Raw genomic sequence first — 11,603 nt, 5'->3', positions numbered from 1 at the left:
TTTGTGCAAGAGGCGATTTTGTCCCATCGCCTATGAAATATCCGGGTCAAAGCGAGCAGACTGCGAGAGCATGGAAAAGGGTGGATCGACCGTTGACAAGATTGATGAATTAAAATCATTTATGACAATCCGAGGCAGTCGGAACAACGGTGGAGAGCGTGACAGAGCCCGTCCTGATCGAACGCCGCGGCGCAGTGCAGTGGATCTTCATCAATCGCGAGGAGCGTCGAAACGCGCTCAACGAAAAGGTCGCACGCGGCATACAGGCAGGCCTTGACGAGGCTGAAGCGGACAAGTCCGTCCGCTCGATCGTGCTCACCGGCGCGGGCGACAAGGCGTTCTGCGCCGGCGGAGACCTGCAGCTGCAGGCGGACGGAACGCCGTTCACCATCGAGGCGTCGGACCCCCGCCACTACGTTGGCCGGCTGCTGCGCCGGATGGACGCCTGCCGCCTTCCGATCGTCGCCCGCGTCAACGGACCGGCGCTGGCCGGCGGCTTCGGCCTGCTCTGCGCCTGCGACCTTGCGGTGGCGCGCGAGGATGCGAAGCTCGGCGTGACCGAGGTAAAGGTCGGCATCTTCCCGATGATGATCCTGCCCTACCTGCTGCGGGTGGTGTCCTACCGGCGCATGATGGAACTCTGCATCACTGGAGAACTCATCACCGGGCGCGAGGCCGCCGCCGCGGACATCGTCAACTACGCGGTGCCTGCGACGGAACTCGACGCAAAGGTCGATTGGCTGCTGGCGCGGGTGACCGACAAGTCGCCCACGGGCATCAGGCTCGGCAAGCAGGCGCTCGGCAAGATTCGCGAGATGTCGACCGACGCGGCTCTGGAATATGCGCAGTTCATGCTCGCCAACATGACCCGCACGAAGGATGCCCGCGAAGGCATGGTGGCCTTCAACGAGAAGCGTTCCCCACACTGGACCGGGGAATGACGGGCATGGCCAAGATCGTTCGCATCGGCTGCGGGGCGGGCTTCTGGGGCGACAGCCCGGAAGGGCCGGCGCAGCTCGTCCGTTCCGGCGGCATCGACTATCTTGTCATGGACTACCTGGCCGAGATCACCATGTCGATCCTCGCGAGGATGAAGGCCAAGAAGCCGGACCTCGGCTACGCGACCGATTTCATCACCATGGTGATGAAGCCGCTGGCAAAAGATATTGCGGAAAAGAAGATCCGCGTCGTCACCAATGCAGGGGGCGTCAATCCGGACGCCTGCCGCGACGCCCTGCTGGCAGTGTTCAGGGAGACCGGCGTCGACCTCAGGGTGGCAGTGGTGCGCGGTGACGACCTCTCCGCCTTCGCTGGCGCCTATCGCGCCGCCGGAACGATGGAAATGTTCTCGGGCGCGCCCATGCCTGAAAAACTGGCGAGCGTGAACGCCTATCTCGGCGCCTTCCCGATCGCCGCGGCGCTGGACGACGGCGCCGACGTCGTCATCATCGGCCGCGTCGTCGACTCGGCGGTGGTGCTCGGCCCGCTGATCCATGAGTTCGGATGGAAGCCGGGCGACTACGACCTGCTCTCGGCCGGGAGCCTCGCGGGCCATGTGGTCGAATGCGGAACGCAGGTGACGGGCGGCATCTTCACCGACTGGCGCGAGACCGCCGCCGGCTGGAACGACATGGGCTTCCCGATCGCCGAATGCGCCGCGGACGGGTCCTTCATCACAACCAAGCCCACCGGCACCGGTGGACTCGTCTCCACCGCCACGGTGGCTGAACAGATCGTCTACGAGGTGGGCGATCCACGACGCTACGTCCTCCCAGACGTGACCGCCGACTGGAGCGCGGTCCGGCTCGAGCAGATCGGGCCGGACCGCGTGAAGGTCAGCGGAGCGAAGGGCAGGGCGCCGACCGACAGCTACAAGGTGAGCGCCACCTATGCCGACGGCTACGGGGCGCAGGTGACGATGATGATTGTCGGGCGCGAGGCGAAGGCGCGTGCCGAGGCGACCGCCAGGGCGATCCTCGCGCGCTGCGAGCGGCTGATGCGCGCAGCCGGCTTCGACGGGTTCTCCGACACGTCGGTGGAAGTTCTCGGCAGCGAAGCCAGCTACGGCCCACGGGCGCGCACCGGACAGACGCGGGAAGTGGTCCTCAAGATCGCGGTGCGCCATGCCGACAAGGACGCGCTCGGCATCTTCGGCCGCGAGATATTCCCCTCCGCGACCTCCATGACGCAGAGCATCACTGGCTTTGCAGGCGGCAGACCGGAGCCGCAGCCGATTGTGCGGCTGTTCTCCTTCCTGGCGCCCAAGGCCGACCACCAGGTGAGCTATGAAGCTGGTGGCCGGACGCACGCCGTCGCGCCGTACCTGCCCAACGAACCGGAGGCCGACCTGGCGCCGGAGCGGCCGGGCGAGACGGCTCCGGGTGGCGGCTCGCTCGCCACGGTGCCGCTGATCGCGCTGGCGCATGGGCGCAGCGGCGACAAGGGCGACATCGGCAATGTCGGCGTGCTGGCGCGACGGGCCGAATACCTCCCCTGGATCCGCCGTAGCGCGACGCCGGAAGCGGTCGGCTCTTATTTTGCACATTTCGTGAAGGGGCCGGTCGAACGCTTCGAATGGCCGGGGCTGAACGGCCTCAACTTCATGCTCCACCAGGGGCTGGGCGGCGGCGGCATCGCCTCGCTGCGGCACGACCCGCAAGGCAAGGCGCTGGCGCAGATCATGATGGATTTCCCCATAGAAGTGCCCGCCGTGTGGCTTGCCGCAGGCGGCGCGATGGCCGGATGGGACGAGGACGCACACTGATGGGCGGCCCCCTTTTCAGGAAGGTGCTCATCGCCAATCGCGGCGAGATCGCATGCCGCGTGATGCGGACGCTCGCCGAGATGGAAATCGCCTCGGTGGCGATCTACCATCGGGCGGAGGCACGGGCCAGGCATGTTCGCATGGCCGACGAGGCCGTCGAGATCACCGGCGACACGCCGGTGGCGGCGCATCTCGACATAGACCAGATCATCAAGGCCGCACGGGCAACCGGCGCGGACGCTATCCACCCCGGCTACGGCTTCCTGTCGGAGAACGCCCGCTTCGCGGCCGCCGTAGCAGCCGCCGGCATCACCTTTATCGGACCCGACGCGGAGACGATCTCGCTGATGGGCGACAAGATCTCGGCGCGCAACTTCGCCGAAGCCCAAGGCGTGCCCGTCGCGCCCTCGGTCATGCCGACGGGCGACCTCGACGCCTTCATCGCGCAGGCCGAAGCGATCGGCTTCCCGCTGCTGATCAAGGCGACGGCCGGCGGCGGCGGCAAAGGCATGAACATCGTGCGCGGCGCCTCCGAGCTGCGCGAGGCGGCGCGGCTCGCGTCGAGCGAGGCGCAACGCTATTTCGGCGACGGGCGGGTCTACGCCGAAACCTATGTCGAGCGGCCGCGGCATATCGAGGTGCAGGTTCTGGGCGACGGAAAGGGCGGCGCCATTCATCTGTTCGAGCGCGAGTGCTCGGTGCAGCGCCGCTTCCAGAAGATCATCGAGGAAGCGCCGTCGGCCGGCCTGCCGGAAACGCTGCGCGAGGAGATCTGCGCGTCGGCCGTGCGGCTCTCGGCGGCGGCAAACTACAAGAACGCAGGCACGGTAGAATACATACTCGGCGCCGATGGCCGGTTCTTCTTCCTGGAGATGAACACCCGCCTGCAGGTGGAGCATCCGGTGACCGAGATGATCACCGGCCTCGACCTGGTGCGCAGCCAGATCGAGATCGCTGCGGGCAAGGGCCTGCCGCTGAAGCAGGACCAGGTGAAGGCCAACGGCCACGCCATCGAATGCCGTGTCTGTGCAGAGGACCCCGAACACGACTTCATGCCGGAGACCGGGACCGTGCAGTATCTGGGGGTGCCCGAAGAACCCTGGCTGCGATTCGAGAACGCGCTCGACCAGGGCCAGAAGATCACCGCCGACTTCGACCCGATGCTGGCGAAGCTGGTTGTGCATGGCGGCGACCGGGGCGAGGCCGTCGACCGGTCCATCGCGGCGCTGCACGACCTGGCGCTGCTGGGCGTGACGACCAACATCGATTACCTGGCGCGGGTCCTCGACCACGGCGCCTTCCGGTCCGGCGATATTCACACCGACTTCGTGGCGCAGCACAGGGAGGCGCTCGCGGCGCCGGACATCGACCCCGTGGCGCTGGTCCAGGCACTGGCTGCGTCGGCGCTCGGCTTCCGCGACTTCCGGGACCTCGCCCTGGCCACGCCCGAGCCATACGCGGCCATCGGCGGGTGGAGGAACTGACCATGCCGATCGAGCTGAAGCTGAACGGCAAGGTGCACGAAGTGACGATCGCACGGCGCAGGCCCCACCTCGTCCTGGTCATAGACGGGGAGGAGCACGAGGTCGCGCGCCCGCCGGCGATCGGCGACGGACGCAAGCTGATGTCGGTCGGCAGCCACCGGGTCGAGTTCGCGCGGGCAGAGCTGGGCGACAGGCAGATCGTGCGGATCGGGGGACGGACCTACGAGGTGGCGTTCGTCGATCCGTTCTCGCCCGGCGGCGTCGGCGGCGGCGCGGACACGCTGAAGGCGCCGATGCCCGGTGCCGTCGTCTCCGTGCAGAAGAAGGCCGGGGACACCGTCATTCGCGGCGAACCGGTCATCACCATCGAGAGCATGAAGCTGCAGACCGCGCTGCCCGCCCCACGCGACGGAGTGATCGCCGGGATCCTCAAGGGCGAGGGCGAGACGTTCGAGAAGGACGAGGTCATCGCGACGCTCGAGCCCGAGGCCAAGGACTGACGGCAATGCGCAAGATCCAGTCCATGATCAGCACGTCGGCGGCGGATTTCCGCCGCTTCGACGTCCACAACCGCCGCGTCGTGTCGGAGTTCAAGGCAAAGCAGGAGGCGGCGCGGCACCAGCGGCCGCAGCGCGACCTGGACCGCCTCGCCAAGCAGGAGAAGATGCGCCCGCGCGACCGCATCGAGAAGCTACTCGATCCGGGGACGCCGTTTCTCGAACTGTCCTCGCTGGCGGCCAACATGGCCTATGACGGGGAGTCGCCGTCGGCGAGTTCGATCGTCGGCATCGGCGTCGTGTCCGGCCGCGAGGTGATGATCCGCGCCGACGACCCGACGGTGAAGGGCGGCGCATGGTACCCGCTCACCGCGAAGAAGATCGTGCGCGCGCTCGATATCGCGATGGAAAACCGGTTGCCGGTGATCCATCTCTGCGACTCGGCCGGCGGCTTCCTGCAGCTGCAGTCGGAGGTGTTTCCCGACAAGTACATGGCGGGGCGAATCTTCCGGAACCAGTCGATCCTGTCGAAGATGGGGGTCAAGCAGCTATCGCTGGTGTTCGGCCACTGCACGGCCGGTGGCGCGTACATACCGGGTCTGTCCGACTACAGCGTCATCGTCCGCAAGACGGGCGCGATCTTTCTCGGCGGGCCGCCGCTGGTGAAGGCGGCCACCGGCGAGGAGGTGACGGTCGAGGAACTTGGCGGCGCCGACATGCACACGTCGGTGTCCGGCACGGCCGACTACCCGGCCGCCTCCGAGGACGAGGCGATCCACCTCGGCCGCGAGATCGTCGCGCAGTGGGACCGGCCGCGCAAATGGGACTGCCAGCAGGAGACGCCCGAGGATCCCGCCTACGATCCGGAGGAAATCTACGGGATCGTGCCGGACGACATCAAGAAGCAGTTCGACATGCGCGAGATCATCGCCCGCGTCGTCGACGGCAGCCGCTTCCACGAATACCAGCCGAACTACGGCACGACGCTGATCTGCGGCTTCGCCAACATCTGGGGCTACAAGGTCGGCATCCTTGCCAACAACGGCGTGCTGTTCAACGATTCCTCGCTGAAGGGCGGACACTTCATCGAACTCTGCAACCAGAACAACACGCCGCTGGTGTTCCTGCAGAACATCACCGGCTACATGATCGGCCGCGAGTACGAGCGGCGCGGCATCACCAAGGACGGCGCCAAGATGATCATGGCGCAGAGCTGCTCGCGTGTGCCGAAGTTCACGGTCATGTGCAACGGCTCGTTCGGCGCCGGCAATTACGGCATGTGTGGCCGGGCCTTCGACGGGCGCATGCTGTTGACCTGGCCGAACCACCAGATCGGCGTGATGGGCGGCGACCAGGCGGCCAACACACTGGCCGAGGTCAAGCTGAACCAGATGAAGCGCGCCGGCCGTGTGGACCGGGCCGAGATCGACCGCGTCTGGGAGGACACCCGCAAGGCATACCACGAGCAACTCACGGCCTACTATTCCACGTCCGAACTATGGGACGACGGCATCATCGACCCGATCGATACGCGCAACGCGCTCGGCATCGCCATCTCGGCCTCGCTCAACGCGCCGCTGGGCGATCCTGGCTACGGCGTCTTCCGGTTCTGACGATGGCTGTCCTGGTAGCCTCCGAACCGATCCGCTTCTACTTCTACTTCTACTTCTACTTCTACTTCGACTTCGCTTCGCCCTACAGCTACTTCGCGGCACGCGAGATCGACCGGATCGGCGCGGAGTTCGGGCGGGCGGTGGAATGGCGGCCGACCCTGATGTGGGCGGTGCTGAAGGCGCAGGACATCGCCGCGCCGATGGAGGCGCCGGTCAAGCGCGCCTACATGCTGGACGACATGAAGCGCTCGGCGGCGTTCTACGGCGCGCCCTATGCGGACCCTGTGAAACTGCCCTTGTCGTCGCATCTCGCAGCCAGGCTCTACCATGCCGTGAAGGCCGAGGACCCGGACAGGGCATCGGCACTGGCGCATCGTCTGCTGACCGCGCTCTTCGCGGAGCGCCGCGACATCTCGGACGAGGTCACCCTTGCCGGACTGGCGGCCGAGGTGGGTGTCGGCGCCGCCCACGCAACGGAGGGCATGAAGGGAGCGCTCGGACGCGCCCTGCTTGAGGAAACGGTTGCCGAGGCTATCACCGCAGGTGTTGTGGGTTCGCCCCATTTCCTTGTCGACGGCCAGGGGCTGTTTGGTGCAGACAGATTGCCGCAACTACGCTGGCTGCTGTCGGGAGGACGGTCGTGACGGCCTACGAAGACATCTCTCACACCGTCGAGAACGGCCGCGCGCGTATCGCCGTCAACCGGACGGACAAGCTCAACGCCTACCGCAACGAGACGGCCGACCAGCTTCGCGACGCGGTGCTGCGCGCGGGAGCCGACCAGTCGGTTCGCTCGATCCTGATAACCGGCGAAGGACGTGCCTTCGGCGCCGGCTACGACCTCTCGACTGTCAGGCCGGACGAGACGCCGGCGCTGGACGACGTGCTGCAACGCCATTTCAACCCGCTGGTGCTGGCAATGCGCCAGTCGCGCCTGCCGATCGTGGCTGCCGTCAACGGACCCTGCGCGGGCGCCGCCGTCGGCATCGCGCTCGCGGCCGACATCGTCGTTGCCGCGCGCTCGGCCTATTTTTACGAACCCTTCGTCGGCATTGCGCTGGTGCCCGACGCCGGCAACACGCTGTTCCTCACGCGCATGCTGGGACGCATGCGAGCCTCGGGCATGATGCTGCTCGGCGACCGCATCAGCGCGGAGAAGGCGCTGTCATGGGGCCTACTCTGGGACGTGGTGGACGACGCCGAACTGGCGACGGTCGCGGAATCGCTCTGCGCCCGGCTCGGCGGCCTCGACCCCGACGCGCTGGCCGCGACCAAGCGGTTGATCGGCCGGGTTGCGGATAGCGGGGTCGACGAACAGCTTGCACTCGAGCGCGACCTGCAGGGCGTGGCGGGGAGGACGCCTGCGATGAAAACGCGGATCGCGGCCTTCTTCGCCAAGCGGAAAGGCTGACAGGGTGACGGAGGGCACAGACGCCGATCCTGACCTGATCGCCGCGGGATGGAAGCTGTTGCGGCCGAGCGCCTTCATCACGCTGGTCGGCCCCTTCTACAGCCGTACCGTGGAGGGCAAGACGCAGTACTGCTTTCGCGTCGCCACCAAGCACGACAACACGCAGGACCGGCCGCATGGCGGCATGATCATGTCGTTCATGGACGAGGTGCTCGGCCATTCTACGCAGATAGCGCGGCCCAACGACAGCTTCTCTACCATCGGCTTCGACTGCCAGTTCATCGATGGCAGCGCCATCGGCGACCTGGTGGTCGCCGAAACCGAAATCGTTCGCGCGACACGATCGCTGATGTTCATGCGAGGCGAATGCAAGGTCGGAAACCGCGTGATCGCAACCGCCAACGGCATCTGGAAGGTGCTCCTGTCGCGCGGAACGGAGCGGTGACCTGATGCAGGACACACCGGCCCCGACATGCTCTGTCGATGCGGACAGTACAACGGCGCGAGCCTTTGTCGAGGCGCATGCCGGAGACGGCGACGCGGCATCCAAGGCCGTCAATACATGGAATATGTCGACCTCGCCGGCGCGTTCGCCGATATGCCCCTCCAGGGCTTCGCCGAGGCGATACGCACGCATCATGCCCGGCGGCTCGCAGGCATCGAGCAGGACCGCGGCATGGCGCGCGGCCCGACACACTGAAACCAAATCACTGGCAGGACCATGACAGAAACGACCTACATCCTCTCCGGCACACGCACCGCGATCGGCACATTCGGCGGCGCCCTTTCGAACCAGGAGCCGGCATCGCTCGGGGCCGCCGTTTCCGTCGAAGCCATGAAACGGGCCGGCGTCGAGCCGTCCGAGATCGGCCATGTCGTCTTTGGCAACGTCATCCCGACGGGGCCGAGGGACGCCTACCTGGCGCGCGTCGCGGCGATCGATGCCGGCATTCCCAAGGAAACGCCCGCGATGACGCTCAACCGCCTCTGCGGCAGCGGCACGCAGGCGATCATCTCGGCGGCGCAGTCGATCATGCTCGGCGATACGGACCTGGCTGTCGCCGGCGGCGCGGAGGTCATGAGCCGGTCGCCACACTACGTGCAGTCGGCCCGCTTCGGACACAAGATGGGCGATGTGAAGATGATCGACGGGCTGACGGGCGTGCTCACCGACCCGTTCGGCAACGGCATCATGGGCGTGACCGCGGAGAACGTCGCGGAGAAGTTCCAGATCAGGCGCGCCGATCAGGACGCCTTCGCGGTCGAGAGCCAAAGACGCGCGGCGGCGGCGATAGCCGACGGGCACTTCAAGCCGCAGATCCTGCCGCTCGAGATCCAGGCCGGCCGCAAGACGGTGACCTTCGACACCGACGAACATCCAAAGCCGGATACAACGATGGAGACGCTGGCGGCCCTGAAACCCGCCTTCAAGAAGGACGGCGTCGTCACGCCCGGCAATGCGTCGGGCATCAATGACGGCGCGGCCGCGGTCGTTCTGGCGTCCGAAAGCTATGTGAAGCGCACGGACGCGAAGCCGGTCGCGCGGATCGTCGCTTATGCGCATTCGGGTGTCGAGCCTGGCCTGATGGGCCTCGGCCCGATCCCGGCGGTGCGCAGCCTGATCGAGCGGGCGGGGATGAGGCTGACGGATTTCGACGTGATCGAATCCAACGAGGCCTTCGCGGCGCAGGCGCTCGCGGTGAACCGAGAACTCGGTCTCGACCCGGCCAAGGTGAACCCCGACGGCGGCGCGATCGCGCTCGGCCACCCGGTCGGCGCGACAGGCGTCCTCCTCACGGTCAAGGCCATCTACCACCTGCAGCGCACAGGCGGCCGCTACGGGCTCGTCACCATGTGCATCGGCGGCGGCCAAGGCATCGCGCTGGCCATCGAGCGCGTCTAGGGAGAACCGCACGACACTGTACAGGACATATCGGGGCAAAACGACCGACCCCGGCCTGCGCCAGGCCACAGATCGCGGCATGGTGATCGCCGGTTCGCCGCTGATGGCGGCGGCGGCGAAGATGACGATCCCGTTCTATCCGGTGCCGCTGTCGATGCACACTTCGGCGACCTGCCCGACCGGGTTGCTGTGGCTGGACAGCGTAACCGGTTTCGACAAGCCAGTCCTCAAGCTCGGGCTCTACCCGTTCGTGCCTGGTGATCTGGTGAAATCGGTGCTGGCCGCGATGCTGTTCCCGATGCTCTGGTGCGTCGCGCGCTGAGGCCTGGCGGGAGGGCGACCCCTCCCGTACAGCTCACTGGCGGGCGCGTTCCCCGGCGCGGAGCTGGTACTTCATGATCTTGCCGATCGAGGTCTTCGGCAGGCTGGTACGGAACTCGATGAAGCTGGGCACCTTGAACTTCGCAAGATAGGCCGCGCACCACGCCTTGAGATCGTCCTCGCTCGCGGCCGCACCCGGATTGAGCACGACGAAGGCCTTCACGGCCTCGTCCCGCAGCGGGTCGAAGACCCCTATGACCGCCGACTCGGCAACCCCAGCATGCTCGTTGAGCACACGCTCCACCTCGCCGGCCGCGATGTTCTCCCCGGCCCGCTTGATCACGTCCTTTGACCGGTCGAGGAAATGCAGATAGCCGTCCTCGTCGAACCAGCCATTGTCGCCGGTCGCAAACCAGCCGTCACGCATGCAAGCCTCTGTCGCTTCCTCGTTGCGGAAGTAGCCGGAGAACAGCGGCTCGCCGCGCACGACGATGCCGCCGCTCTCGCCGGCCGGCATCTCGTTCCATTCCTCGTCGACCACGCGGACATCGCGCCCGAGAACAGGAAGGCCGATGCAATGGCGCTTGGTGACGCCATGGACGAGCGGATTGGAGGTGCAGATGCCGAGCGTCTCCGACAGGCCGTAACCCTCGATCAGCTTGACGTTGAAGCGCGTCTCGAAGGCGGTCCACTCCTCGGTCGAGGTCGGCAAGGCGTAGAAGGAGAAACGCAGATCGTGCTCGCCGTCGTCGGGCCGCGGCGACTGCGCCAGCATGGTGCGCAGCAGCATCGGCACGATGCTCATGAAGGTGCAGCGGTGCGCCTTGACCTGCGACCAGAACTTGCGCGCGCTGAAGCTCTGCAGCAGCACCACCGTACCGCCCGCCGTCAACGTCGGGATCGTGCCGACATACTGGCCGTTGACGTGGAACAGCGGCAGCACGACGCAGCTGCGCTCGTTCTGCGTCATGCCGAAGAGCATGACCATCGCAATACCCTGGGTGACGGTCGAGCGGTGGCTGATGATCGCGCCCTTGGGCCGCGACGTGGTGCCGGAGGTATAGATGATCTGCGCCGGAGAGGCCGGCGACACCGGGACCTGCCGCCAGGTGTCGTCGCCCGACGCCTCGATGCCGGCGAGCAGATCGAAGCCGGTCTGGGGCTCGGTCGAGCGCGCCAGCACCTTCACATGCACGCTCGGGCAGCCGGCCTCGACGGCGCGATACTGCGGCAGGAAGTTGGGCTCGACGATCAAGCCGGCGCATTCGGCGTTGTTGAGCAGGTAGGCCAGCTCGTCCGCCGAATAGAGGACGTTGATCGGCACCATCACGGCGCCGACCTGATTGATTGCGAACCAGGCCACCAGGAATTCCGGGCAGTTGGCCAGCATGACCGCCATCGTGTCGCCGGGCTTGAGTCCCCTCGCGGCAAGATGGTTGGCCAGCTTGTTCACGCGCGCGGCGAAGGCGCCGTAGGTGAAATCGGAAACGTTGCCGGCATCATCCTCGAAGACGAGGAACTGCTTGTCCGGATTGTTCTCCACCTGGCGCCGAAGCAGCGCGGGTACGGTCTCGTTGCCAGCAACGTCCATGAATATCTCCCAGAAATAG

The 11,603-nt window shown here is 66.5% G+C and carries 12 protein-coding genes; 11 read left to right on the top strand and 1 reads right to left on the bottom strand.

What is annotated here, in order from left to right; all coding sequences use genetic code 11:
- The first annotated feature begins 158 nt into the window (after window positions 1–158).
- The 11 genes from ACSBOB_RS03080 (at window position 159) to ACSBOB_RS03030 (ending at window position 9,994) form a co-directional block, all read left to right on the top strand.
- Complete coding sequence (locus ACSBOB_RS03080) at window positions 159–941, top strand: enoyl-CoA hydratase-related protein (RefSeq protein ID WP_442581003.1); 783 nt, start codon at window positions 159–161, stop codon at window positions 939–941.
- A gap of 5 nt (window positions 942–946) precedes the next feature.
- Complete coding sequence (locus ACSBOB_RS03075; RefSeq protein ID WP_442581002.1) at window positions 947–2,764, top strand: acyclic terpene utilization AtuA family protein; 1,818 nt, start codon at window positions 947–949, stop codon at window positions 2,762–2,764.
- Window positions 2,764–4,248, top strand: a complete 1,485-nt coding sequence (locus ACSBOB_RS03070) for an acetyl-CoA carboxylase biotin carboxylase subunit (RefSeq protein WP_442581001.1) — start codon at window positions 2,764–2,766, stop codon at window positions 4,246–4,248. Before ACSBOB_RS03075 ends, ACSBOB_RS03070 begins: the two co-directional genes overlap by 1 nt.
- 2 nt (window positions 4,249–4,250) lie before the next feature.
- Window positions 4,251–4,748 (top strand): biotin/lipoyl-containing protein, encoded by a 498-nt coding sequence (locus tag ACSBOB_RS03065; RefSeq protein WP_442581000.1) that lies wholly within the window; start codon window positions 4,251–4,253, stop codon window positions 4,746–4,748.
- A 5-nt stretch (window positions 4,749–4,753) separates the two neighbouring features.
- Window positions 4,754–6,358 carry an acyl-CoA carboxylase subunit beta gene (locus ACSBOB_RS03060; RefSeq protein WP_442580999.1) on the top strand — a complete coding sequence of 535 codons (1,605 nt, stop codon included), beginning with the start codon at window positions 4,754–4,756 and terminating at the stop codon, window positions 6,356–6,358.
- Between the two features lie 2 nt (window positions 6,359–6,360).
- Window positions 6,361–7,002 carry a 2-hydroxychromene-2-carboxylate isomerase gene (locus ACSBOB_RS03055; protein WP_442580998.1) on the top strand — a complete coding sequence of 214 codons (642 nt, stop codon included), beginning with the start codon at window positions 6,361–6,363 and terminating at the stop codon, window positions 7,000–7,002.
- Window positions 6,999–7,769, top strand: a complete 771-nt coding sequence (locus ACSBOB_RS03050) for an enoyl-CoA hydratase-related protein (protein WP_442580997.1) — start codon at window positions 6,999–7,001, stop codon at window positions 7,767–7,769. Before ACSBOB_RS03055 ends, ACSBOB_RS03050 begins: the two co-directional genes overlap by 4 nt.
- A gap of 4 nt (window positions 7,770–7,773) precedes the next feature.
- Window positions 7,774–8,214: a PaaI family thioesterase gene (locus ACSBOB_RS03045; protein WP_442580996.1), complete on the top strand. Its 441-nt coding sequence runs from the start codon at window positions 7,774–7,776 to the stop codon at window positions 8,212–8,214.
- Between the two features lie 117 nt (window positions 8,215–8,331).
- Window positions 8,332–8,469: a hypothetical protein gene (locus ACSBOB_RS03040; RefSeq protein ID WP_442580995.1), complete on the top strand. Its 138-nt coding sequence runs from the start codon at window positions 8,332–8,334 to the stop codon at window positions 8,467–8,469.
- A 21-nt stretch (window positions 8,470–8,490) separates the two neighbouring features.
- Window positions 8,491–9,672 (top strand): acetyl-CoA C-acyltransferase family protein, encoded by a 1,182-nt coding sequence (locus ACSBOB_RS03035; RefSeq protein ID WP_442580994.1) that lies wholly within the window; start codon window positions 8,491–8,493, stop codon window positions 9,670–9,672.
- Between the two features lie 79 nt (window positions 9,673–9,751).
- Window positions 9,752–9,994 carry a biotin transporter BioY gene (locus tag ACSBOB_RS03030; RefSeq protein WP_442580993.1) on the top strand — a complete coding sequence of 81 codons (243 nt, stop codon included), beginning with the start codon at window positions 9,752–9,754 and terminating at the stop codon, window positions 9,992–9,994.
- A 33-nt stretch (window positions 9,995–10,027) separates the two neighbouring features.
- On the opposite strand, the gene ACSBOB_RS03025 is transcribed toward ACSBOB_RS03030, so the two are convergent.
- Window positions 10,028–11,584: a class I adenylate-forming enzyme family protein gene (locus ACSBOB_RS03025; protein ID WP_442580992.1), complete on the bottom strand. Its 1,557-nt coding sequence runs from the start codon at window positions 11,582–11,584 to the stop codon at window positions 10,028–10,030.
- Between the last annotated feature and the right edge of the window lie 19 nt (window positions 11,585–11,603).

This window comes from Mesorhizobium sp. KACC 23794 (assembly GCF_052180275.1).
Lineage (GTDB): Bacteria > Pseudomonadota > Alphaproteobacteria > Rhizobiales > Rhizobiaceae > Kumtagia.
Note: the sequence above shows the minus strand (reverse complement) of the source record. Positions and strands in the feature narration are given on the sequence as shown.